The following is a 24,197-nucleotide window of genomic DNA, read 5'->3' on the forward strand; positions in this document are numbered from 1 at the left end:
TCACTACGCTACGGCCCGTGAGTGCCGCCGAACCCGGGAGCGCGGGGGAACACGTCCCCGCCGACGTCGACCTGCACACCACCGCCGGCAAGCTCGCGGACTTCGAGCGGCGGGTGCAGGAGGCCACGCACGCCGGGTCCGAGCGCGCGGTGGCCAAGCAGCACGAGGCCGGGAAGATGACCGCCCGCGAGCGGATCGACGCGCTGCTGGACCCGGGCTCGTTCACCGAGCTCGACGAGTTCGCCCGGCACCGCTCCACCAACTTCGGCCTCGATGCCCGCCGTCCCATGGGCGACGGCGTGGTCACCGGCCACGGCACCGTCGACGGACGCCCCGTCTGCGTCTTCTCCCAGGACGTCACGGTCTTCGGCGGCAGCCTCGGCGAGGTCTACGGCGAGAAGATCACCAAGGTGCTGGACCTGGCGGTGCGCACCGGCTGCCCGGTGATCGGGATCAACGAGGGCGGCGGCGCGCGGATCCAGGAGGGCGTGGTCTCCCTCGGCCTCTACGCGGAGATCTTCCGGCGCAACGTGCACGCCTCCGGGGTCGTCCCGCAGATCTCGCTGGTGATGGGCCCGGCGGCCGGCGGCCACGTCTACTCCCCCGCGCTCACCGACTTCATCGTGATGGTCGACGGGACCAGCCAGATGTTCATCACCGGCCCCGACGTGGTGAAGACCGTCACCGGCGAGGACGTGACGCTGGAGGAGCTGGGCGGGGCGCGCACGCACAACACCCGGTCCGGCGTGGCCCACCACCTGGCCGCGGACGACGCCGACGCGATCGACTACGTCAAGGCCCTGCTGTCCTACCTGCCCAGCAACAACCTCGACCCGCTGCCCGCCGTCGAGGTGCCGCCGGTCGACGTCGCCCTGCCCGGCGCGCTGACCGACGCCGACCGGGAGCTCGACGAGCTCATCCCGGACTCGGCCAACACCCCCTACGACATGCACACCGTGATCGAGCACGTGCTCGACGACGGGGAGTTCCTCGAGGTGCAGGCGCTGTTCGCCCCGAACATCCTGGTCGGCTTCGGCCGGGTCGAGGGCCGCCCGGTGGGGGTCGTCGCCAACCAGCCCACCCAGCTCGCCGGCACGCTGGACATCGACGCCAGCGAGAAGGCGGCGCGGTTCGTCCGCACCTGCGACGCCTTCAACATCCCGGTGCTCACCTTCGTCGACGTCCCCGGGTTCCTGCCCGGGACGTCGCAGGAGTGGAACGGGATCATCCGCCGCGGCGCGAAGCTGCTGTACGCCTACGCCGAGGCGACGGTGCCGCTGATCACCGTGATCACCCGCAAGGCCTACGGCGGCGCCTACGACGTGATGAGCTCCAAGCACCTCGGCGCCGACGTCAACCTGGCCTGGCCCACGGCCCAGATCGCGGTGATGGGCGCCCAGGGCGCCGTCGGGATTCTCTACCGCAAGGAGCTCGCGGCCGCCGAGGACCCGGAGTCGCGCCGCGCGGAGCTGATCACCGAGTACGAGGACGCGCTGCTGAACCCCTACACCGCCGCCGACCGCGGGTACGTCGACGCGGTCATCCCGCCCTCGCACACCCGCGTCCACGTCGTCCGGGCGCTGCGGCTGCTGGCCAACAAGCGACAGACCCTCCCTCCGAAGAAGCACGGGAACATCCCGCTGTGACACGGCGATCCTCCGGACCGCACCGCGACCAGGCCCCGTCCCCGGCCACTCCTGAGCCGCTCGGTCGCTCGCTCGCGGGACCCTCCGGGCCCCACTCCTCACGACAGGACACGGAGATGACCACCCCGATGCTGCGCGTGGTGCGCGGCGAGCCCAGCACCGAGGAGCTCGCCGCACTCACCGTCGTGCTCGCCGCGCTGTCCACGCGCCGTCCCCGCCGCCGGCCGACCCCGGTCGGCGCCTGGGGCGCACCGGCGGCCCTGCACCGCCGGCCACTGCAGCCCGGGCCCGGTGGCTGGCTCGCCGCGGGGCGGCCGGCATGAGCCGCCGCCTGGTGCTGGCCTCCCAGTCCCCCGCCCGGCTGCAGCTGATGCGGCAGGCCGGGCTGAACCCGGAGGTGGTGGTCAGCGGGTTCGACGAGGACTCGGTGACCGCGCCCCGGGTCGGCGAGCTGGTCGCGCTGCTGGCCGCGGCGAAGGCCACCGCGGTGGCCCGGCAGGAGACCGACGCCCTCGTCGTCGCCGCCGACTCGCTGCTGGAGTTCCGTGGCAAGCCGCTGGGCAAGCCGGTGGACGCCGCCGACGCCCGGCTGCGCTGGCAGCGGATGAGCGGCCGCAGCGGCGTGCTGCACACCGGCCAGGCGGTCTTCGACGTCCGCGAGGGCCGGGTGACCCAGCGCGACGTCGGCGTCTCCTCCACCGTCGTCCACTTCGCCGAGCCCACCGACGCCGAGGTCGACGCCTACCTGGCCACCGGCGAGCCGCTGGCCGTCGCCGGCGCCTTCACCCTGGACGGGCTGGGCGCGGCGTTCGTGCGCCGCGTCGAGGGTGACCCGTCGGCGGTGATCGGCCTGTCGCTGCCGCTGCTGCGCACGCAGCTGGCGACGCTCGGGGTGCCCATCACCACCCTCTGGCAGCGCTGACCCACCCGCTCCACCCCGCCACCCGCCTCTCGAGGGAGAACGAACGTGCAGAAGGTCCTGATCGCCAACCGCGGCGAGATCGCGGTGCGGGTGGCGCGCGCCTGCCGGGACGCCGGGCTCACCAGCGTGGCCGTGTACGCCGAGCCCGATCGGGACGCCCTGCACGTGCGTGCCGCCGACGAGGCGTTCGCCCTGGGCGGGACGACACCCGGCGACTCCTACCTGGTGGTCGAGAAGGTCCTCGACGCCGCCCGCCGGTCCGGCGCCGACGCCGTCCACCCCGGCTACGGCTTCCTCTCCGAGAACGCCGACTTCGCGCAGGCGGTCATCGACGCCGGTCTGACCTGGATCGGCCCCTCCCCGCAGGCGATCGTCGACCTCGGTGACAAGGTCGCCGCCCGGCACATCGCCACCCGCGCCGGGGCTCCCCTGGTCCCCGGCACCAAGGACCCGGTCGCGGACGCCGACGAGGTGGTCGCCTTCGCCCGCGAGCACGGGCTGCCGGTGGCGATCAAGGCCGCCTTCGGCGGTGGCGGGCGCGGCCTGAAGGTGGCCCGCACGATCGAGGAGATCCCCGAGCTGCTGGACTCCGCCGTCCGGGAGGCCGTCGCCGCCTTCGGCCGCGGGGAGTGCTTCGTCGAGCGGTTCCTGGACCAGCCCCGGCACGTCGAGGCGCAGGTGCTGGCCGACACCCACGGCAACGTCGTCGTCGTGGGCACCCGGGACTGCTCGCTGCAGCGGCGCAACCAGAAGCTGGTGGAGGAGGCCCCCGCGCCGTTCCTCACCGAGGAGCAGCGCGAGCGCATCCACTCCTCGGCCAAGGCGATCTGCCGCGAGGCGGGCTACTCCGGGGCCGGCACCGTCGAGTACCTCGTCGGCGCCGACGGCTCCATCTCCTTCCTGGAGGTGAACACCCGGCTGCAGGTCGAGCACCCGGTCACCGAGGAGACCTCCGGCATCGACCTGGTGCGCCAGCAGTTCCGGATCGCCGAGGGCCTGCCGCTGGAGATCACCGAGGACCCGGCCCCGCGCGGGCACAGCATCGAGTTCCGGATCAACGCCGAGGACGCCGGGCGGAACTTCATGCCCGCCCCCGGCCCGGTCACCCGGTTGCAGGTGCCGCAGGGCCCGGGCGTGCGCTGGGACTCCGGGGTCGAGGCCGGCGGCGAGGTCGCCGGGGCCTTCGACTCGATGCTGGCCAAGCTGATCGTCACCGGCGCCACCCGCACCGAGGCGCTCCAGCGGGCCCGCCGGGCGCTGGACGAGCTGGTCGTCGAGGGGATGCCGACCGTGCTGCCGTTCCACCGCGCCGTCGTCCGGGACGAGGCGTTCACCAGCGAACCGTTCCGCGTGCACACCCGCTGGATCGAGACCGGGTGGGACAACCAGGTGCCGCCCTACTCCGCCGCGCCGGCCGAGGGCGCCGAGGAGGAGCCGCGGCAGACCGTCGTCGTGGAGGTCGGTGGACGGCGCCTCGAGGTGTCCCTGCCGGCCGGGCTCGCTGCCGGTGGCGGCGCACCCGCGGCCGGCGGCGCCAAGCCCCGCCGTCGCGGCGGCGGTCACGGTGCGCAGGCGGCCTCCGGCGACTCCCTCACCGCACCGATGCAGGGCACGATCGTGAAGGTGGCGGTGGCGGACGGCGCGACGGTCGCCGCAGGTGACCTGATCGTGGTGCTCGAGGCGATGAAGATGGAGCAGCCGATCACCGCGCACAAGGCGGGCACCGTGTCCGGCCTGTCGGCCGAGGTCGGCGCATCGGTGACCAGCGGCGCCGTCCTCTGCACCATCGCCTCCGGCACGGAGGGCTGACCCGCCGCCCCGCAGGCCGGGGCGGCGCGCGGCGGGTCAGCCAGTCCGCACGACGACCGCGCCGGCGGCGGACGCGGTGATCGCGCCGTGCTGGAACCGCTGCGTGCACCCGGACGAGGAGCACGCCTGCGCGGCCACCGGGTACCCCAGCGCGCTCCGCTCCCAGCCGCGCGCGGCCCACGCATCCCGCACCGCCCCGGTCACCCCGACCGCCGGGGTCGACGCGCTGCTGTACACCGACCCGCCCTGGAAGTGCTGGAAACAGCCGCCGCCGACCAGCCCGCAGGTGGTGTCCCCCACCGGGTAACCCAGCGGACCACGCTCCCACCCCGTCCGGGCCCACCCGTCCCGCACCTTGCCGGCCAGCACCGCCCGTACCCCGGTCGCCGACGACCAGTACAGCGACCCGCTCCGGAAGCTCTGCAGACACCCACCCGAGGGCAGCCCGCACACCTGGGCGGCCACCGGGTACCCCAGCGCGCTCCGCTCCCAGCCCCGCGCCGCCCACCCGCTGCGCAGCGCCCCGGTCAGCACCACCGCCGGGGTCGACGCGCTGCTGTACACCGACCCGCCCTGGAAGTGCTGGAAACAGCCGCCGCCGACCAGCCCGCAGGTGGTGTCCCCCACCGGGTAACCCAGCGGACCACGCTCCCACCCCGTCCGGGCCCACCCGTCCCGCACCTTGCCGGCCAGCACCGCCCGTACCCCGGTCGCCGACGACCAGTACAGCGACCCGCTCCGGAAGCTCTGCAGACACCCACCCGAGGGCAGCCCGCACACCTGGGCGGCCACCGGGTACCCCAGCGCGCTCCGCTCCCAGCCCCGCGCCGCCCACCCGCTGCGCAGCGCCCCGGTCAGCACCACCGCCGGGGTCGACGCGCTGCTGTACACCGACCCGCCCTGGAAGTGCTGGAAACAGCCGCCGTCGACCAGCCCGCACGTGGTGTCCCGCACCGGGTAACCCAGCGGGCCACGCTCCCAGCCGGTCCGGGCCCACGCGTCGCGGACCGCACCGGTCACGGTGAACGCGCCGACCGAGGGCTGCCAGTAGACCGAGCCGCGCTGGAAGTGCTGCGCACAGCCGCCGCTGGGCAGGCCGCAGAACGTGTCACCGGTGGGGAAGCCGACGGTGCCGGCCAGCGCCGAACCGGTCCAGCGGTCGCGCACCGCCCCGCTGAGCACCCAGGCCTGCGCCCCCACCGGCCCGGCCAGCGAACCGCGCTGGAAGGCCTGGGTGCAGCCGGCCGCGGTGCACGCGGGGTCGGTGGCCGGGTAGCCCAGCGTCCCCGTCTCCCGGCCGAGCGCCGTCCACCGGGTGAGGACCGGCCCGGTCACCTGGCGTGCGCCGGTGGCCGCCGTCCAGTAGATCCAGCCGTTGGTGAACTGCCGTGCGCAGCCGCCGTCCCGCAGGCCGCAGGCCTGCGCCTCGACCGGCGGGCCCAGCGGGCCGGCGTCCCCGCCGCTGGCCTCGTGGGCCCGCGTGATGGGCGAGCTGGTGCTCACCTGCACGGTGACGCCTGCCGCGGTGGAGCCGGTGACGGTCAGCGAGAAGGTGCCGGCGATCAGGTGCGGACCCGACTGCGCCGGGTCGAACGGGAAGGCGGCGTCCGCCCCCCACCCGGTGGCGGGCGACGGTGAGCCGTCGAGGAGCAGCGAGGTGTCGCTCCCGGCGACGGCCCGGCGCAGCAGCAGCCCCGGCTCCATCCCCGGCCAGTTGGCCGACGTGGTCAGCCACGCGTCGGCCCCGGTCGCCGTGCGGTTCTCCAACCAGTAGACGCTGCCGTCCAGCCCGGTGAGCCGCAGCGCCCGCAGGCCGGCGCGGTCCCCGTAGGGCGCCAGGGTGTAGCTGCCACCGGTCTCCGCCGCCGACAACCCCGCCCACTGGTCGGCCGGCAGCGCCCCGAGCAGCGCGGCGTGCGGCGCGTTCAGCGAGCCGACCTGCTCCCAGGAGACGCCCATGACGTCGTAGTAGTCGCTGTACTCGAGCATCCGGCAGGTCGAGCCCTCGATGACGGCGTCGCACTGGCGGGCCGAGGCGTGCCCCAGACCGATGTTGTGCCCGAACTCGTGGGCGATCAACGAGGTGGCGGTGGCCCGGACGTAGGACAGCCCACCGCTGCCGGGGCCCGTGCCGACGGTGCCCAGCCCGTAGCTGCAGCCCGGTGCGTTCGCCGGCACGTAGACCAGCAGGTGCTTGCCCGCGCCGGCGGTCCAGCCCGCCCGGTCCGCGGCGGCCTGCCACAGCGCGTAGGGCTCGGCGCAGGTCGCGTCCACCGGCGTCCAGTCGAACCCGGCGACGACCCCGAACCGGACGGCGCCGCCGGACTCGCGGTCCCAGAACTCCGCGACGCCGCCGTCGACCGCGGCCGTCACCTCCGCGAGGGTCCGGCTGTCCTTGGCGATGCGGCCGGGCTGCAGGAGCACCACCGTGACCGGGTGGTTGACCGCGCCCACCGCGGCCGCGGTCGGTGGCTCCTCGGCTGGGGCGACGACCTGGGCCGTGAGCACCTCGCGGGCCGGCTCCAGCCCCTCGGCGGCGGCCTCGTCCCGCACCTCGTCACCGAGGGTCACCTGCACGGTGGCGCCCAGCTCGACGTGGTCGACGGCCTCGGTGGGCACCCGGACGGTGTCGCCGTCGTCGCCGCGGACCCAGCTGAGCCGGGTGTCCTCCCCGTCCTCGTGGCCCCCGTCCCCGTGAGCCCCGTGCTCCTCCGCCTCACCCGGCCCCGGGTCGACGTAGGCCTGGACGAGCTCCCCGACGACGGTCTCGACGGCGGCGGGCGGCGACTCCGCGCGGGCGGTCGCGCCGCCCAGCAGCGCAGCGGGCAGCGCCAGGCTCAGCGCGGCGGAGAAGACCAGGCGGCGGGATGCCTGGCGGAGGGCGAGGGGCACGAGGACTCCAGGGCAGACGGGACCACCCTCAGCATCGGCAGCGCCGACCGCCGTCGGGCCCACCGCCGCCCGCATCCCCGCGCGTGTCCGCGCCAGGGCCCCCGCTGGCCGCGGGCGCCCCGTGCGTCACACCCCCGGGGGTCAGCTGTGCTCGTCCTCGATGCCCATCAGCCGGCGGCCGGCCTCGGTGATCGACCCGGACAGCGACGGGTAGATCGCGAAGGTCTGCGCCAGGTCGGCGGCGGTGAGGCCCTTGGTGACGGCGAGCGCGATCGGCAGGATCAGCTCCGACGCCCCCGGGGCGACCACGACACCGCCGACGACGACGTCGGTGGAGCGGCGGGTGAAGAGCTTCACGAACCCGTCGTGCAGGTCGCCCATCTTGGCCCGCGCGTTGGTCGCCAGCGGGAGCCGCACGACCTCGACGTCGGCGTCCTCGGTCAGCGTCTTCTCCTGCACGCCGACGGTGGCGATCTCCGGGTGGGTGAACACGTTGGCCGAGACCGTCTTCAGCCGGATCGGCGCGACCGCCTCCCCGAGCGCGTGCCACATGGCGATCCGGCCCTGCATGGCGGCGACCGAGGCGAGCTGGAAGACGCCGGTCACGTCACCGGCCGCGTAGATGCCGGGGACGGTGGTGCGCGAGACACGGTCGACGACCACGTGCCCGGACCCGGTCACCTCGACACCGCACTGCTCCAGCTGCAGGCCGCTGGTGTTCGGCACGGTGCCCACGGTCATCAGCGCGTGCGAGCCCTCGACCACGCGGCCGTCGGTGAGCTCGACCCGCACGCCCTTCTCGGTGCGGACCACGCTCTGCGCCCGGCCACGCTCGGCGATCCGCCCGCCGCGGGACTGGAAGACCCGCTCGACCACGGCGGCGGCGTCGGCGTCCTCGCCGGGCAGCACCTGGTCGCGGGAGGAGACCAGGGTGACCGGGACACCTGCCTCCAGGTAACCGGAGGCGAACTCCGCGCCGGTGACGCCGGAGCCGACCACGACCAGGTGCTCGGGCATCTCGGTGAGCTCGTAGACGTCGCGCCAGGACAGGATCCGCTCGCCGTCGGGCTCCGCGCCGGGCAGCACCCGGGGGTCGGCACCGGTGGCGATCAGCACGACGTCGCCCTCGAGCACCTCGGTGACTGCCCCGTCGGCGTCGAGCACCTCGACCCGGTGCACGGTCAGCCCGCGGACCTCGTCGGCGAGCCGGGCGGCGGCGCCGATGATCCGCACGCCCTCGGAGGCCAGGCGGTGGTGGATGTCGGCGGACTGGGCGACCGCCAGCCCCTTGATCCGGGTGTTCACCGCCGCGAGGTCGATGGCGGCGCGGCCGAGCTCGGTTCCGGTGACGCCGAGGGTGGCGGAGTCGCGGACCGCGGTCATCGCACCGGCGGAGGCGATGAACGTCTTGGACGGGACGCAGTCGGACAGGACGCTCGCCCCGCCGATGCCGTCGCGCTCGACGACGGTGACGTCGGCGCCGAGCTGGGCGGCGACCAGGGCCGCCTCGTACCCGGCCGGGCCGCCGCCGATGATCACGATGCGGGTCATGGTTGCTGCTCCAAGCGTGGACCGACGTCTGCCGGGCCCATTGTCCCTGTCGGGGGCCCCGGCGTCGCTGACCGACGCGGGGCGGCCACCCCGGCGGGTGCCCCGCGGCCGATCAGCCGAGGAAGGAACCCAGCAGCCGGCGGGCGGCCAGCGCGGGCGTGAGCTCGCCGGAGAGCACCTCGCGCTCCAGCTCCGGCGCGAGCGACCGGACGCCGGGGTGCTCGCGCAGCCGGTGCTCCAGGCCGTCGCGCACCAGCTGCCAGACCCAACGGACCTGCTGCTCGCGCCGCCGCCGGTCCAGCTCCCCGGAGGCCCGCCGCCGGTCCTGGTGCGCGGTCACCGCGGCCCACACCTCGGCCAGCCCGGCGCCGGTCAGGCCGGCGCAGGTCAGCACGGGCACCGCCTCGCCGCGCAGCATCCGCATCGCCCCGGCCAGCTCGCGGGCGGCCCGGCGGGCGTCGGCCTCCCCGGGACCGTCGGCCTTGTTCACCGCGACGACGTCGGCGATCTCCAGGATGCCGCGCTTGATCCCCTGCAACTGGTCGCCGGTGCGGGCCAGGGTGAGGAAGAGAAACGAGTCGACCATCTCCGCGACCGCGGTCTCCGACTGCCCTACGCCGACGGTCTCGACCAGGACCACGTCGTACCCGGCCGCCTCGACCACGACCATCGACTCCCGGGTCGCCTGCGCCACCCCGCCGAGGGTGCCGGCGGTCGGGGCAGGCCGGATGAACGCGGCCGGGTCGACGGCCAGCCGGCTCATCCGGGTCTTGTCCCCCAGCACCGACCCGCCCGAGCGCGCCGACGACGGGTCGACGGCGAGCACCGCGACCCGCGACCCGGCAGCGGTGAGCTGCACGCCGAGGGCGTCGATGAACGTCGACTTGCCCACTCCGGGCACCCCGCTGATGCCGACCCGGCGGGCTCCCCCGGCGTGCGGCAGCAGCTGCACCAGGAGCTCCTGGGCGCGGTCCCGGTGATCGGCCCGGCGTGACTCGACCAGGGTGATCGCCCGGGCCACCGAGCGCCGGTCGCCGGCGAGCACCCCCTCGACCAGCGCCGGGACGTCGACCGCCCGGCTCACGCCCGTCCCCGTTCCGCCAAAATGGCCATTTTGGCGGGGCCGCTCACGGGTGCCCGAGCCGGGAGGACAGGGTGCGGAGCAGCTCCTGCGCGGCCTGGGCGATCACCGTGCCGGGTGGGAAGACCGCGGCGGCGCCCATCTCGCGCAGCGTCGGGACGTCGTCGGGCGGGATCACCCCGCCGACGACGACCAGCACGTCGTCGGCGCCCAGCTCGGCGAGCGCGTCGCGCAGCGCGGGCACCAGGGTGAGGTGACCGGCGGCCAGCGAGGAGACGCCGACGACGTGCACGTCGGCCTCCACCGCCTGCCGGGCGACCTCGTCCGGGGTCTGGAACAGCGGGCCGACGTCGACGTCGAACCCGAGGTCGGCGAAGGCGGTGGCGATGACCTTCTGGCCGCGGTCGTGCCCGTCCTGGCCCATCTTGGCCACCAGGATCCGCGGCCGGCGCCCCTCGGCCTCGGCGAACCGGTCGGTCATCGCTCGGGTCTCGGTCACGGCGCCGGAGTCGCCGGCCTCGTCGCGGTACACACCGGAGATGGTGCGCACCTGACCGGCGTGCCGCCCGTACACCGCCTCCAGCGCGTCGGAGATCTCCCCCACCGTCGCCCGCGCCCGCGCGGCGGCGATGGACAGCGCCAGCAGGTTCTGCTCGAGCCCGGGCCCCCGACGCCCCTCGGCGGCGGCGCGCGCGCCGTCGGTGAGGCGGGCCAGTGCCTCCCGGGTCGCGGCCTCGTCCCGGGTCGCCCGCAGCTCGGCGAGCTTCGCCTTCTGCTGGGCGAGGACGTCGGCGTTGTCGACCCGCAGCACCTCGACCGCCTCGTCGGCCTCGACCCGGTACTTGTTGACGCCGATGACCGGCTGGCGGCCGGAGTCGATGCGCGCCTGGGTGCGGGCCGCGGCCTCCTCGATGCGCAGCTTCGGGATGCCGTCGTCGATCGCCTGCGCCATGCCCCCGTGCGCGGCGACCTCCTGGATGTGCGCCCAGGCCCGGCGGGCCAGGTCGTTCGTCAGCTTCTCCACGTACGCCGACCCGCCCCACGGGTCGATGACCCGCGTCGTCCCGGACTCCTGCTGCAGCAGCAGCTGGGTGTTGCGGGCGATCCGCGCGGAGGCGTCGGTGGGCAGCGCGAGCGCCTCGTCCAGGGCGTTGGTGTGCAGCGACTGGGTGTGCCCCTGGGTGGCGGCCATCGCCTCCAGGCAGGTGCGCACGACGTTGTTGTAGACGTCCTGCGCGGTCAGCGACCAGCCCGAGGTCTGCGAGTGGGTGCGCAGCGACATCGACTTCGGGTTCGTCGCGCCGGCCTCGCGGACCAGCCGGGCCCACAGCAGCCGCCCGGCCCGCAGCTTCGCGACCTCCATGAAGAAGTTCATGCCGATCGCCCAGAAGAAGCTCAGCCGCGGGGCGAAGGCGTCGACGTCCAGGCCCGCGGCCTTGCCCGCCTGCAGGTACTCGACGCCGTCGGCGAGGGTGTAGGCCAGCTCCAGGTCGGCCGTCGCCCCGGCCTCCTGGATGTGGTAGCCGGAGATGGAGATCGAGTTGTACCGCGGCATCCGCTGCGAGGTGAACGCGAAGATGTCGCTGATGATCTGCATGGAGGGCTGCGGCGGGTAGATGTAGGTGTTGCGGACCATGAACTCCTTGAGGATGTCGTTCTGGATCGTCCCCGTGAGCTGGTCCGGGCTCACCCCCTGTTCCTCCGCGGCGACGACGTAGAGCGCCAGCACCGGCAGCACGGCGCCGTTCATCGTCATCGACACGCTCATCCGGTCCAGCGGGATGCCGTCGAAGAGCTGCCGCATGTCCAGGATCGAGTCGATCGCCACCCCGGCCATCCCGACGTCGCCGACGACCCGGGGGTGGTCGGAGTCGTAGCCGCGGTGGGTGGGCAGGTCGAAGGCGACCGACAGGCCCTTCTGCCCGGCGGCCAGGTTGCGCCGGTAGAAGGCGTTGGACGCCGCGGCGGTGGAGAACCCGGCGTACTGCCGGATGGTCCACGGCTGGGTGGTGTACATCGTCGGGTAGGGCCCGCGCAGGTAGGGCGCGATGCCCGGGTACGTGGCCAGGGAGTCCAGCCCGGCGAGGTCGGCCGGGGTGTACAGCGGCGGGACGGCGATCCCCTCCGGGGTCTGCCAGGCCGCCTCGGCCGGGGTGCGCCCGGTGGCCTGCGCGAACGCCGATGCCCAGGCCGTGCCGGTGGCCGACGCCTGCGGAGCGCCGAGCTCCAGGTCGCCGAAGTCGGGGATCGCGTTCACGGCCGGACCTCCAGCTGGTCGAGGACGGTGGTCAGCACGGCGAGGGCGTCGCAGCCGGTGGACAGGTGCCCGTCGACGCCCTCGACGTCGGCGGTGCCGGCCAGCCACACCTGCGTCGCACCGGCCGCCCGCAGCTCCGCGGCCAGCGCGGCGCCGTCGGCGTCGTAGTCGCGGTCGGTGCCGCAGATGCAGGCCACCGTCGTCCCGGCCTCGGCGAACCCGGAGGCGCCGTCGCCGGTCGGCGTGCGCAGCCCGCCGGCGGCGAACAGGTTCGTGGCGAACCCGGCGCGGGCGGTGTGCCGGGCGGCCGGGCCGAGCGTGGCCAGGTACACCGCCGGCCGCGGCTCGGTGGCCTCGACGCGGTCGCGCAACGCCTCGAACCGCTCGGCGGTGCGCACCCGGGGCAGCCCGCCGGGCCCGGACGGCGGCCGCCAGGGGTCCGGCCGGCGGCTCGGTGGCACCTCCGCGGCGTCGGGGAACCCGGTGACGCCGGTGACCGCGTCGGTGCGGTGCGCCACCCGCTGCTGCCGGGTCGCCCAGGCGGCGGCGATCCGCTCGCCGACCAGCCCGGAGGCCAGCGCGGCGGGCAGCCCGCCGGCCCGCTCGACCTCGGTGAACCAGGCCCAGGCGGCCCGGGCGATCGACTCGGTCAGCGCCTCGACGTACCAGGAGCCGCCGGCCGGGTCGAGCACCCGGCCCACGGACCCCTCCTCGAGCAGCAGTGTCTGGGTGTTCCGGGCGAGCCGCCGGGCGAACGGGTCGGGCAGGCCGATCGCGGCGTCGAACGGCTGCACCGTGACGACGTCGGCGCCGCCGACGCCCGCGGCGAAGCAGGCGACCGTCGTGCGCAGCATGTTCACCGCCGCACCGTGCCGGGTGACCATCGCCGACGAGGTGACCGCGTGCTGGCGCATCGCCCGGTGCTCCGCCGCCACCCCGCTCGCCTCGCCCACCCGGTTCCACAGCCGGCGCGCGGCGCGCAGCGCGGCGATGGTGGTGAACTGGTCGACCCCGGCGGAGAGCCGGAACTCCAGCTGGCCGAACGCCTCCTCGACGGTCAGGCCCCCCTCGGTCAGCGCCCGCAGGCAGGCCACCCCGGACGCGATCGCGCAGCCCAGCTCCTCGACCACCGACCCGCCGGCGTCGGCGAACACCGTGCCGTCGACGGCGACGGTGCGCCAGCCCGCCGGGGCGCGGCGGGCCAGGGGGGCCAGGCCGGAGAGGTCCTGCGCCTCCCCCGTGGCCGCCTGCAGGCCCATCGGGTCCAGGCCCAGGCAGCCGCCCGGTGCGAGGTCGGCGCGCCCCTGGACCAGGGCGAGGAACGCCTCGGCAGCCGGGACGCCGCCCTGCAGCGTGACCGGCGCGAGGTCCAGGTACACGTCGGCGAGCACCTCCCCCAGCGCCTCCACCGGGAGTGCGCCCTCGCCGAGGACCAGCCAGAGCGAGGTGACGCCGTTCTCCAGGTCGGCGGCGATCGCCTCCCGGGTGCGGGCGACGTCGGGGTCGGCGTGCCGCTGCCGGACGTCCCACCCGGCCGGCACCTCCACCTCGGCGCTCCCCGCCCGCGAGCCGCGGACGAAGGGCGGCGCCCCGGGCACCCCGACGGCGGTGGGCAGGTCGCCGACGTCCTCGGCGGTGTACAGCGGCGCGACGGTGACCCCGGTGGCCACGGTCCGGCGCAGCGCGTCCTCGACCGGGTCGGGCAGGTCGTCCCGCCCGGCCTTGCGCAGCACCCCGGCGACCAGCTCCCGCCACTGCTCCCGGGTGGCGGCCGGGAAGCCGGCGGCGAGCGCGAGCTCCTCCGGCGTCTCCGGCTCGGCAGGGGGCGGCCCGGCCGGGCGCTCCGCCGGCTGGTCGGGAGAGCTCATCGTCGGGTCCTCGCCTCTCGGTGCCGCGCGGTGCGTCTGTGCAACTCGTGGGCCCAACCTCTACACGATCTACCGGGCGGGGTCACCCACGGGGACGCCCGCGTCGGCGGTCAGCGCGTGCACCGCCGTGCGGGCCAGCAGCCGGACGCCGACGCCGATCGCCCGCTCGTCGACGTCGAAGGTGCCGCGGTGCAGGTCGAGCGCCGGGCCGGAGCCGGCGGTGCCCAGCCGGGCCAGCGCGATCGGCAGCACCTCGGCGAACCAGCCGAAGTCCTCCCCGCCCATGCTCTGCGGGGAGAGGACGACCCCCTCGCCGCCGACGGTCTCGATCGCGGCCCCGCGCAGCAGCGCCACGCTGCGCGGGTCGTTGACCACCGGCGGCACGCCCCGCACGTACTCGATGGCGACCTCCGCGCCCGACCCGGCCGCCACCTCGGTGACCAGCCGGTGGACCAGGCCCTCCGCCTCGCTCCACACCGACCGGTCCAGCACCCGCAGCGTGCCGCGCAGCGTGCCGGTCTGCGGGATGGCGTTCGCCGCGACACCGGCGCTGATCGCCCCCCAGACCAGCGACAGGCTCGCCCGCGGGTCGACCACGCGGGAGAGCAGCCCGGGGACGTCGGTGACCACCCGGCCCAGCGCGTGCACCAGGTCCACGGTGAGCTGCGGCCGGGCGGTGTGCCCGCCGGGCCCGGTCAGGGTGACCTCGACCCGGTCGCAGGCGGCGGTGATCGCGCCGTTGCGGAGCCCCACCTGCCCGACCGGCAGCGAGGGGTCGCAGTGCAGCGCGAACGCCCGGGTGGCGCCGGCCAGCACCCCCTCGTCGACCACCACCAGGCCGCCGCCGGGCAGCTGCTCCTCGGCCGGCTGGAAGACGCAGCGCACGGTGCCGGGCAGCCGCTCCTGCGCGGCGAGCGCCAGCGCGACGCCGAGCAGCACCGTGGTGTGCACGTCGTGCCCGCAGGCGTGGCAGAGGCCCTCGCGGGTCGAGCGGTAGGGCACGTCCTTGAGGTCGGCCAGCGGCAGCGCGTCGATGTCGGCACGCAGCACGACGACCGGGCCGTCGGGGTCGCCGGGCACGTCGCACACCAGGCCGGTGCCGCTGCGCAGCCGCCGCGGACGCAGCCCGGCCGCGGACAGCCGCTGCTCGAGGTGGGCGGTCGTCTCGTGCTCGGCGAACCCGAGCTCGGGGTGGGCGTGCAGGTGCCGGCGGACGGCGACCAGCTCCGGGTGGTGCTCCCGGGCCCAGTCGTCGAGCCGGGCGCCGGCGTCGTCCGGGGAGGGGGCCTCGCTCACCGCGGCTCCCCGGCGGGGTCGACGTCGGGCAGGCCGTCGCGCAGCTCGGCGACCAGGCTGTCCACGACCGGGCGCAGGTCTCCGCCGTGCGCGGCGGCGACCGCCCGCTGCCGCTGGTAGGACCCACCGACGGCCAGCACCCGGCGGACGTCGAGCAGCTCGGCCTCGCAGCCGAGCTTGCGCGCGGTGGGCAGCAGCTCCTCGACCAGCTCGGCCAGCGCCTCCCGCACGGGGGCAACGGTGCCCTGCTCGTCGACGACGATCTGCGCGTCCAGGCCGTAGCGCACCGCCCGCCACTTGTTCTCCCGGACGATCCAGCCGGCCGGGGTGGGCAGGGTGTAGCCGCGGTCGAGCTGGGTGTCCAGCTGCTCGACCAGGCACTGGGCCACGGCGGCGACCGCACCGATCTCGTCGAGGGTGGGCAGGCCGTCGCAGATCCGCAGCTCGACCGTGCCGAAGTCCGGGTGCGGCCGCACGTCCCACCACACCTCGCGGACGCTCTCGATCGCCCCGGCGGCGATGAGCGTGCCCATGTACTCCTCGAACCCGGCCCAGTCGGTGAGCTGGTACGGCAGCCCCGCGGTCGGCATGCCCTCGAACACCTTGGTGCGCACCGAGGCCAGCCCCGTGTCGCAGCCGGACCAGAACGGCGAGGACGCCGACAGCGCCAGGAGGTGCGGCACGTACTGCAGCAGCGCGTTGACGATCGGCATCGCCTTGTCCGGCGAGCGCACGCCCACGTGCACGTGGACGCCGAAGATCTGCAGCCGCCGGGCCGGCCACTGCATCCGCTCGACCAGCTCGGCGTACCGCTCCTTCGGCGAGATCTCCTGGGTGTCCCAGCGGGTGTAGGGGTGGCTGCCCGCGCACATCAGGTCCAGGCCGCGCCGGTCGGCCGCCGCGACGACCTCGGCGAGGGTGGCTGCCAGGTCGGCCTTGGCCTCGGCCACGGTGGTGCAGATCCCGGTGATGACCTCGACCGTCGACTGCAGCAGCTCGTGCTTGGCCTTCGGGTGCTCCTCGAGCCCGTCGGGGGTGATCTCGGCCAGGATCTCGGTGGCACCGGAGGTCAGCTCACCGGTCTCCCGGTCGACCAGCTGGAGTTCCCACTCCACTCCCAGGGAGGCGCGTTCGGACGAGTGGAAGGGGATCTGCACCCGGTGAGTCTAGGAGCGGGGTGGGCGGACCGCCGGTCGTGCGAGCGGGTGCGGTGTCCGGCCCGGTCCCTATGCTCGCGCAGGTGAGCGAGCCCACCGCAGCACCTGCACCCGAAGCACCTGTCCCCGATCCCACCGCGCTGGCCGCCCGGGCCGCCGAACAGCTGACCGCCGCCGTCGGCGGGGGCCACGACGTCGCCGTCGTCATGGGCTCGGGCTGGGCGCCGGCCGCCGACGCGTTCGGCGAGACGCTGGCGAGCGTCGCCATCGGTGACCTCCCCGGCTTCGCCGCCCCCACCGTCACCGGTCACGGCGGGCAGATCCGCTCGGTCCGGGTGGGCGACCGCAAGGTGCTGCTGTTCCTGGGCCGCACCCACCTGTACGAGGGCCGCGGGGTCGAGCCGGTGGTCCACGGCATCCGCACCGCCGCCGCCGCCGGGGTGGGCACCGTCGTGCTGACCAACGCCGCCGGCGGCCTGCGGCCCGAGCACCGGGTCGGGCAGGCGGTGCTGATCAGCGACCACCTGAACCTGACCGCGCGCTCGCCGCTGGTCGGCGCCACCTTCGTCGACCTCACCGATCTCTACTCCGCCCGGCTGCGCACCCTGGCCAAGGAGATCGACCCGTCGCTGGCCGAGGGCGTCTACGCCGCCCTGCCCGGCCCGCACTTCGAGACCCCGGCGGAGATCCGGATGCTCACCACCCTCGGCGCCGACCTGGTCGGCATGTCGACGGCGCTCGAGGCGATCGCCGCCCGGGCCGCGGGCATGGAGGTGGTCGGGCTGTCGATGGTCACCAACGCCGCGGCCGGGATCACCGGCGAGGCGCTGGACCACCTGGAGGTCCTGGAGGCAGGCAAGGCCGCCGCCGGCCGGCTCGGGGAGTTCCTGGTGCAGCTGATCGGGCGCATGCCGTGACGTCTCCCGGGCCGGTGCTGGTCACCGGCGCCGCGGGCCGCATCGGCACCGTGCTGCGGGGCGGGCTGCCCGAGCGCGGGTGGGCGCTGCGCAGCCTGGACGTCGCCCCGATCACCGAGCCGCGCCCGGGCGAGGAGACCGTCGTCGCCGACGTCACCGACCTGGACGCGGTGGTCGAGGCCACCGCGGGGGCGAGCGCCGTCGTCCACCTCGCCGGCATCTCCGGTGAGTCCCCCTGGCCGGCGATCCGATCGGCGAACATCGAGGGCACGTACTGCGCGCTGGAGGCCGCCCGCCGCGCCGGCGTCCGGCGGGTCGTGCTGGCCAGCAGCAACCACGCCACCGGGTACACCCCGCGCCCCGGGCAGGGTCTGCTCCGTGAGGCCGACGCGCCGCACCGCCCGGACACCTACTACGGGGTCTCCAAGGTGGCGATGGAGGGCCTCGGCGCGCTGTACGTCGACCGCTACGGGATGGACGTCGTCTGCCTGCGCATCGGCAGCGCCTTCCCCGAGCCGACGACGCTGCGCCAGCTGGCCACCTGGTTGTCCCCCACCGACCAGGTGGGCCTGGTCGACGCCGCGCTGCGCGCTCCCTCCCCGGGCTTCGCCGTGGTCTGGGGCGTGTCGGACAACACCCGCAACTGGTGGGACCTCACCGCGGCCCGGGCGCTGGGCTACCGGCCGGTCGACGACGCCGAGCGCTACGCCGCCGCGCTGATCGCCGCGCACGGGGAGCCCGACCCCACCGATCCGGTGCACACCCGCGTGGGCGGGGAGTACACCCTCGCCTCCTTCGACGCCCCGACGTCCGACACCGACACCGCCACCGCCACCGAGGGCATCGAGAGGCAGCAGCGGTGACCGACGTGCTGACCACCGCCCGCGCCTGGGCCGACGACGACCCGCACGACGGCGACCGGGCCGAGATCGAGGCGCTGATCGAGGCGGGCGACATCTCCGAGCTGGTGCGCAGGTTCGCCGGCCCGCTCACCTTCGGCACCGCCGGGCTGCGCGGCCCGCTGCGCGCGGGCCCGGCCGGGATGAACGCCGCCGTGGTCACCCGCGCGGCCGCCGGGCTGGGTGCCTGGCTGCGCGACGCCGGGCACGCCGGTGGTGGCGTCGTCATCGGCTTCGACGCCCGGCACCGCTCCGACGAGTTCGCCCGGTTGTCCGCCGAGGTGCTGGCCGGGGCCGGGTTCGCCGTCCAGGTGCTGCCCCGGCCGCTGCCCACCCCGGTGCTGTCGTTCGCCGTCCGGCACCTGGGCGCGGTCGCCGGGATCATGGTGACCGCCAGCCACAACCCGCCGCAGGACAACGGCTACAAGGTGTACCTCGGCGACGGCGCGCAGCTGGTGCCGCCGGCCGACCGGGAGATCGAGGCCGCGATCGCCGCCGTCGGATCGCTGCGGTCGCTGCCGCGCAGCGACGACTGGGTCACCTGCGGCGACGACGTCGAGACCGACTACGTGACCGCCGTCGTCGACGCGCTGGAGCCCGGCCGGGTGGCGCTCGCCGACCGGCAGCAGCTCACCGTCGCCTACACCGCCATGCACGGTGTCGGGTCGGCCACCACCCGACGGGTGTTCGAGGCGGCCGGCTTCGGGCCGCTGCACACCGTGCCGCAGCAGGACCGGCCCGACCCGGCGTTCCCGACCGTCGCGTTCCCCAACCCGGAGGAGCCGGGCGCGGTCGACCTGCTCGTGGCCCGCGCCGAGCAGGCCGGCGCCGACGTCGCGATCGCCGAGGACCCCGACGCCGACCGCTGCTCGGTGGTCGTGGGCGGGCGCCAGCTGACCGGCGACGAGGTCGGCGCGCTGCTGGGCGACTGGCTGCTGCGCCGCGGCGTGCGCGGCACCTACGCCTGCTCGCTGGTGAGCGGGTCGCTGCTGGGCGCGCTCGCCCGCGCGCACGGCGCGCCGTTCGAGCAGACCCCCACCGGCTTCAAGTGGATCATCCGGGCCGGCTCGGCCGGGGCGCCGCTGGCGTTCGGCTACGAGGAGGCGCTGGGCTACGCGGTCACCCCGGGGGTCGCGCACGACAAGGACGGCATCTCCGCGGCGCTGGCCGTGGCGCTGCTCGCCGCCGAGCTGCGCGCGGACGGCCGGACGCTGACCGACCGGCTCGACGAGCTGGCGGTGGAGCACGGGCTGTTCGCCACCGGGCCGCTGGCGGTGCGGGTGGAGGACCTCTCGGTGATCTCCGGGGCGATGGCCCGGTTGCGCGCCACGCCCCCGGCGCAGCTGCTCGGCCGGGACGTCCAGGCCACCGACCTGGCGCACGCCGACCCGCCGGTCGACGCGGTGCGGCTGACCGGCGACGCCGTCCGGGTGGTCGTGCGGCCCAGCGGCACCGAGCCCAAGCTCAAGGCCTACCTGGAGGTCGTCGTCCCGGTGGCCGACGCCGCCGGGCTGCCCGCCGCCCGCGAGCGCGCCGCGGCGGAGCTGGACCGGCTGCGCACGGAGATGTCCGCCGCGCTGGGGCTGTAGCGCCCGCCACCCGCCGCCGCCCTCGGCCGGGCGGCGGCGGGGTGGTCAGCGGTAGCTCTGCGGGTAGCCCGGCTCGGGCACCCGCTCGCCGGCCGGCGGCGGGCCGTAGTCGTTGGTGCGCTCCTCTCCCGGCAGGCACATCTGCACGAGAAGCACGATCGGGCCGACCACCGGCAGCAGGAGGAACAACAGCCACCAAGCCGAGTGCCCCCGGTCGTGCAGGCGGGTCGCCTGGGACGAGATCGACGGCGGGAGGGCGGCCAGCCAGAAGACGAGGAACACCCAGAAGATGCCGGGGATGCCACCCCCGTCGTCGACCGGTGGTGCCGTGGAGCCCACGGTCGTCATGACGACGAGCTGCAGCACCAGGCTGGCGGCCGTGATCGGCAGGAAGTAGTGCAGCCAGAAGGTGCGGCGGGGAATCCGGCCGCGGGACACGTACCACTGGGCGATGTTCACAAGACCTCACCGTCGTTGCGGACCGACGCCGTCCGGAGGGCCGGCACTTCATCGTGCCGATCACGCAGGGTGGCGTCTGTCCCCCGGCCGGGCGAGGCGCTCGCCGGCGGTCAGGCGGGCGGGCGGCCGTAGCGGTTGGGGTGCTGCTGCGTCCCGAGGAAGCCGCAGGTGAGGAACAGGACGAGCCAGCCGATCACGGGCAGCGCCGCCCACAGCAGCCACCAGGCGGAGTGGTCGCGGTCGTGCAGCCGGGTGACGGTGGCCGCGACGTTCGGCACGACCAGCACCAGCGCAGCCAGCACGGTCACCGGCCCGCCCTGGCTGGGGAAGGCCCACAGCAGGTCGGCGACGTCGAGGACGTTCTCCCGGTCCTGGAAACGGGGGAACGCGTCGGGGAAGGTCGAGGCGTCGACCAGCGAGGCGAGCACCCCGATGAGCAGGATGACGAGCACGTAGCGCAGCCACCAGTCGCTGCGCTGGATCCGCCCGGTGGGGACGTACCAAGCGGCGGGGCCGACCCGGCCGTCGTTGCGGGTCAGGCGGCGACGGTCTCCCGGCAGCCGCTGGCCAGGGCCCGCTGCGCGGTCTCGAGCACCCGGACGACGTCCCGGCCGAAGGCGGCGTCGCAGGGGTGGGCGCCGCCGGTGAGCGCGGCGGCCTGCAGCTCGTCGACCGCGACCCGGTGCGCGGCGACCGCGGTGTCGGACTCCGGCAGCAGCACCAGCCGGCCGGCGTCGCCGTGCACCCACACGTCGATGCCCGCCGACAGCCCGGCGGCGGTGTGCGACAGCGTGACGGTGCTCGCCCGCCCGTCGTCGTGGCCGAGGACCAGGTGCACGGTGTCGCCCTGCCCGGCGCCGGCCTGCACGGTGCGCACGGGTCCGAGGGTGGGGACGAGCAGCGCCAGGGCGTGCGGGCCGACGTCCCACAGCGCGCCGTGCTGCCGCCGCCACGCGGAGTCGAAGGGGCTGCCGGCCAGCGAGCCCAGCCAGGTGACCGCGCCGCCGGCCAGGGTGGTGCGGCTCGCCTCCTGCAGCCAGGTGGAGGTCGCCGTCCGGAAGCGGCTGGTGAAGAAGACGACCGAGGCGACGCCGGCGGTCCCGACCGCGGTGACCACCCGGTCGGCGGCCGCGAGCGTCAGCCCCACCGGCTTCTCCAGCAGGAGGTGCTTGCCCGCGGCGGCGGCGCGCTCGGCCAGCGGCACCTGCACGTCCGGCGGGACGGCGACGCTGACGGCGTCGACGTCGGCGAGCAGCGCGTCGAGGTCGTCGGTGCCGGCGACGTCGAACTCCGCGCCCACCGCCTTCGCCTTGGCCAGGTCGCGGCCCCAGACCCCGGCCAGCTCGGCGTCGGGGTGCTCCGCCAGGGAGGCGGCGTGCACCGTGCGTGCCCAGTGGCCGGTGCCCAGCACCCCGAACCGCATCAGGCCACGTCCCTGGGTCTGCCCACGGTCACTCCGCTCCGCTCCTCGCTCGTTCCTCGCTGCGATGCTCACTCCGTCGTGGTCAGACGGCGCCGAACTGGCGGTCACCGGCATCGCCCAGGCCCGGGACGATGTAGGCGTTCTCGTCCAGGCCCTGGTCGACGCTGGCGGTGAAGACGCGCAGCGGCAGGCCGCTGACCTCCAGGCGCTCGATGCCCTCGGGAGCGGCGAGCGCGCACAGCACGGTGATGTCGGTGCAGCCGCGGTCGGTGAGCAGGGTGCAGCAGTGCACCAGCGAGCCGCCGGTGGCCAGCATCGGGTCGAGGACGAAGACCGCCCGGCCGACCAGCGACTCCGGCAGCGAGGCCATGTAGGCCTCGGGCTGGAAGGTGACCTCGTTGCGGGCCAGGCCGACGAAGCCCATCTGCGACTCCGGCAGCATGCCGTGCGCGGTGTCGGCCATGCCGAGTCCGGCACGGAGCACCGGGACGATCAGCGGCGGACCGGCCAGCCGGTAGCCGATGGTGTCGGTGACCGGGGTGGTGATCGACTCCTCGGCGATCTCGAGGTCGCGGGTGGCCTCGTAGACCAGCATCTGGGTGAGCTCGCGCAGGGCGGCGCGGAACGCGGCGTTGTCCGTGCGCTCGTCGCGCATCCGGGACAGGCGGGCGCGGGCGATCGGGTGGTCGACGACGGTCAGCTGCACGGCGCACACCGTATCGGCCTGCAGGCATCGGTCAGGAGCGGAGCCGGGCGGCGGCCTCCCCGGCCCCCGGTCCGGTGACCCCGGTTGCGGCGACCGGCCGGCCGGTGGCGAGCAGCAGCAGGTCCCCGGCGCAACCGCGGACCTCGGCACCCTGCCCCGCGGCCCAGTCGGTGTCGGTGCCGACCAGCCGGAGCCCGTGCAGCCGCCGGGCCGGGCGGCCGTAGAAGACGTTGGTCCAGACGTGCTCCAACGCCGGGACGGCGAGCGCGGGTGGGGTGGGGAGCCGGCGCCGGAGCGGTCGGGCGATGTCCTGGCTGTGCACCAGGACGTCGACCAGCGGGTCCCACCGGCTGGACATGCCGACGCGGCGGTCGAGTGCGGCGGTCTCGCGCAGCTGGGCGGTGAGCACGGCCGGCGGGTGCGCGGTGGCGCGGTGCCGGGCGGCGCGCGCCTCGGCCCGGTCGAAGTCGCCGCGGGCCCGCAGGATGCGCAGCACCATGCCGGCGGTGGACTGCCGGGTGGAGAGGGTGAGGTGGGCGAGCACGTCGTGCACCGTCCAGCCACGGCAGAGCGAGGGCGCGGCCCACTCGTGACGGTGCAGGGTGTCGAGGAGGTCGGCGAGGGCGTGCCGCTGCGCGGCGACCTCGGAGAGCATGGCGACGCGGGGCTCGGGCACGGTTCCTCGCACGGGACGGCGGACGTCGGTCACCGACGAGGACTGCGGGGCGGCGCCGGACTCATCGGTCCGGTGGCCGCGACCAGGGCTCGGTCCACCGGATGACCGGTCGGGGCTGCGGTGGCAGGCTGGGCGGCGCATCGGCGTCCCGGTCCGCCGGACGGCATCCGTTCCGAGCACCCAGGGAGTCCCTCGTGTCTGGTGCCCCGATCGCCGTCACCGGGTCGACCGGCCACCTCGGCGGCCGTGTTGCACGACTGCTCGCCGAGGCCGGGGTGCCGCAGCAGCTGCTGGTCCGTGACCCCTCCCGGGCACCGCAGCTGCCGGGAACGACCGTCGTCCGGGCGCCCTACGGCGACCGGGAGGCGGTGCGCGAGGCACTGGCGGGCGTGCCGGTCGTGCTGATGGTGTCGGCCTCGGAGACCGCTGACCGGGTCGACCAGCACCGCAGCTTCCTCGACGCCGCGGCCGACGCCGGGGTCGAGCACCTGGTCTACACGTCCTTCGAGGGCGCCGCGGCGGAGGCGACCTTCACGCTGGCCCGCGACCACTGGGCGACCGAGCAGCACATCCGTGCGCTCGGGCTGCCGGCCACGTTCCTCCGCGACCAGTTCTACCTGGACTCGCTCGTGGAGTTCGTCGGGCAGGACGGCGTGATCCGCGGCCCGGCTGGCGACGGTCGGGTGGCGGCGGTGGCCCGGGACGACGTCGCGGACGCTGCGGTCGCCGTCCTCCGTGACCCGGTTGCCCACGGCGGGCGCACCTGGTCGCTGACCGGGCCGGAGGCGCTGACGCTCCACGAGGTGGCCGACACGGTCAGCGCGGTCACCGGGAGGGCGACCCGCTACGTCCCGGAGACCCTCGACGAGGCGTACGCGTCCCGCGCCTCCTACGGCGCGCCCGACTGGGAGGTCGAGGCGTGGGTGTCGACCTACACGGCGATCGCGGACGGTTCACTGGCCGGCGTCACCGATCACGTCGCAGAGCTCACCGGTCACCCGGCGCGGTCGCTGGAGCAGGTGCTGCGCGCCTCGCGCTGACGCCCGGCC

At 75.4% G+C, this 24,197-nt stretch carries 20 protein-coding genes; 8 read left to right on the top strand and 12 right to left on the bottom strand.

From position 1 onward, the window contains the following. Nucleotides 1–17 precede the first annotated feature (17 nt). The 4 genes from ACI783_RS02345 to ACI783_RS02360 all read left to right on the top strand — a co-directional run bounded on the left by ACI783_RS02345 (nt 18) and on the right by ACI783_RS02360 (nt 4,377). On the top strand, nt 18–1,646 hold the full coding sequence (locus ACI783_RS02345; RefSeq protein WP_457138959.1) for an acyl-CoA carboxylase subunit beta: 1,629 nt from the start codon (nt 18–20) through the stop codon (nt 1,644–1,646). Nucleotides 1,647–1,762: 116 nt separating this feature from the next. Next, nucleotides 1,763–1,969, top strand: a complete 207-nt coding sequence (locus ACI783_RS02350; protein ID WP_457138960.1) for an acyl-CoA carboxylase subunit epsilon — start codon at nt 1,763–1,765, stop codon at nt 1,967–1,969. After that, nucleotides 1,966–2,568 (top strand): Maf family protein, encoded by a 603-nt coding sequence (locus ACI783_RS02355; protein WP_457138961.1) that lies wholly within the window; start codon nt 1,966–1,968, stop codon nt 2,566–2,568. Before ACI783_RS02350 ends, ACI783_RS02355 begins: the two co-directional genes overlap by 4 nt. Before the next feature lie 45 nt (nt 2,569–2,613). Continuing rightward, complete coding sequence (locus ACI783_RS02360) at nt 2,614–4,377, top strand: acetyl/propionyl/methylcrotonyl-CoA carboxylase subunit alpha (RefSeq protein WP_457138962.1); 1,764 nt, start codon at nt 2,614–2,616, stop codon at nt 4,375–4,377. A 36-nt stretch (nt 4,378–4,413) separates the two neighbouring features. Here the strand turns inward: ACI783_RS02360 and ACI783_RS02365 are convergent, their stop codons facing one another. The 7 genes from ACI783_RS02365 to ACI783_RS02395 form a co-directional block, all read right to left on the bottom strand. Further along, nucleotides 4,414–7,269, bottom strand: coding sequence for a hypothetical protein (locus ACI783_RS02365; protein ID WP_457138963.1), 2,856 nt, complete (start codon nt 7,267–7,269; stop codon nt 4,414–4,416). Between the two features lie 141 nt (nt 7,270–7,410). Continuing rightward, entirely contained in the window at nt 7,411–8,820 is a 1,410-nt protein-coding gene (locus ACI783_RS02370) for an NAD(P)H-quinone dehydrogenase (protein ID WP_457138964.1), read from the bottom strand. 112 nt (nt 8,821–8,932) lie between these two features. Then, nucleotides 8,933–9,904, bottom strand: coding sequence for a methylmalonyl Co-A mutase-associated GTPase MeaB (gene meaB, locus ACI783_RS02375; RefSeq protein WP_457138965.1), 972 nt, complete (start codon nt 9,902–9,904; stop codon nt 8,933–8,935). Between the two features lie 43 nt (nt 9,905–9,947). Then, a complete protein-coding gene (gene scpA, locus ACI783_RS02380) occupies nt 9,948–12,158 on the bottom strand; it encodes a methylmalonyl-CoA mutase (protein ID WP_457138966.1) in 2,211 nt (736 codons plus the stop codon). Next, nucleotides 12,155–14,026 carry a methylmalonyl-CoA mutase subunit beta gene (locus ACI783_RS02385; RefSeq protein WP_457138967.1) on the bottom strand — a complete coding sequence of 624 codons (1,872 nt, stop codon included), beginning with the start codon at nt 14,024–14,026 and terminating at the stop codon, nt 12,155–12,157. The genes scpA and ACI783_RS02385 overlap by 4 nt, the downstream gene beginning before the upstream one ends. Nucleotides 14,027–14,095: 69 nt before the next feature. Continuing rightward, nucleotides 14,096–15,322, bottom strand: a complete 1,227-nt coding sequence (locus ACI783_RS02390) for an amidohydrolase (RefSeq protein WP_457138968.1) — start codon at nt 15,320–15,322, stop codon at nt 14,096–14,098. Beyond that, nucleotides 15,319–16,479: a glutamate--cysteine ligase gene (locus ACI783_RS02395; RefSeq protein ID WP_457138969.1), complete on the bottom strand. Its 1,161-nt coding sequence runs from the start codon at nt 16,477–16,479 to the stop codon at nt 15,319–15,321. Before ACI783_RS02395 ends, ACI783_RS02390 begins: the two co-directional genes overlap by 4 nt. 83 nt (nt 16,480–16,562) lie before the next feature. On the opposite strand from ACI783_RS02395, the gene ACI783_RS02400 reads away from it, so the two are divergent. The 3 genes from ACI783_RS02400 to ACI783_RS02410 are packed head-to-tail and all read left to right on the top strand — an operon-like array spanning nt 16,563 to nt 19,884. Then, nucleotides 16,563–17,396 carry a purine-nucleoside phosphorylase gene (locus tag ACI783_RS02400; RefSeq protein WP_457138970.1) on the top strand — a complete coding sequence of 278 codons (834 nt, stop codon included), beginning with the start codon at nt 16,563–16,565 and terminating at the stop codon, nt 17,394–17,396. Next, on the top strand, nt 17,393–18,259 hold the full coding sequence (locus ACI783_RS02405; RefSeq protein ID WP_457138971.1) for an NAD-dependent epimerase/dehydratase family protein: 867 nt from the start codon (nt 17,393–17,395) through the stop codon (nt 18,257–18,259). The genes ACI783_RS02400 and ACI783_RS02405 overlap by 4 nt, the downstream gene beginning before the upstream one ends. Beyond that, complete coding sequence (locus tag ACI783_RS02410; RefSeq protein WP_457138972.1) at nt 18,256–19,884, top strand: phospho-sugar mutase; 1,629 nt, start codon at nt 18,256–18,258, stop codon at nt 19,882–19,884. Before ACI783_RS02405 ends, ACI783_RS02410 begins: the two co-directional genes overlap by 4 nt. Before the next feature lie 45 nt (nt 19,885–19,929). Here ACI783_RS02410 and ACI783_RS02415 read toward each other — a convergent pair whose 3' ends face one another. From ACI783_RS02415 to ACI783_RS02435, 5 genes are all read right to left on the bottom strand, one after another. Beyond that, a complete protein-coding gene (locus ACI783_RS02415; protein WP_457138973.1) occupies nt 19,930–20,343 on the bottom strand; it encodes a DUF805 domain-containing protein in 414 nt (137 codons plus the stop codon). A 110-nt stretch (nt 20,344–20,453) separates the two neighbouring features. Next, the gene (locus ACI783_RS02420; protein ID WP_457139057.1) at nt 20,454–20,972 is read right to left on the bottom strand and encodes a DUF805 domain-containing protein; all 519 of its coding nucleotides are present in this window, start codon (nt 20,970–20,972) and stop codon (nt 20,454–20,456) included. Beyond that, a complete protein-coding gene (locus ACI783_RS02425) occupies nt 20,879–21,766 on the bottom strand; it encodes a Gfo/Idh/MocA family protein (protein ID WP_457138974.1) in 888 nt (295 codons plus the stop codon). The genes ACI783_RS02420 and ACI783_RS02425 overlap by 94 nt, the downstream gene beginning before the upstream one ends. Before the next feature lie 82 nt (nt 21,767–21,848). Further along, the gene (gene upp / locus ACI783_RS02430) at nt 21,849–22,472 is read right to left on the bottom strand and encodes a uracil phosphoribosyltransferase (protein ID WP_457138975.1); all 624 of its coding nucleotides are present in this window, start codon (nt 22,470–22,472) and stop codon (nt 21,849–21,851) included. Between the two features lie 31 nt (nt 22,473–22,503). Beyond that, nucleotides 22,504–23,148, bottom strand: coding sequence for a maleylpyruvate isomerase family mycothiol-dependent enzyme (locus tag ACI783_RS02435; protein ID WP_457138976.1), 645 nt, complete (start codon nt 23,146–23,148; stop codon nt 22,504–22,506). 194 nt (nt 23,149–23,342) lie between these two features. Here ACI783_RS02435 and ACI783_RS02440 point away from each other — a divergent pair, with 194 nt between their 5' ends. Continuing rightward, a complete protein-coding gene (locus ACI783_RS02440) occupies nt 23,343–24,188 on the top strand; it encodes an SDR family oxidoreductase (RefSeq protein ID WP_457138977.1) in 846 nt (281 codons plus the stop codon). The last annotated feature ends 9 nt before the right edge of the window (nt 24,189–24,197 follow it).

The sequence above is a fragment of the Modestobacter sp. SYSU DS0511 genome (genome assembly GCF_054050755.1).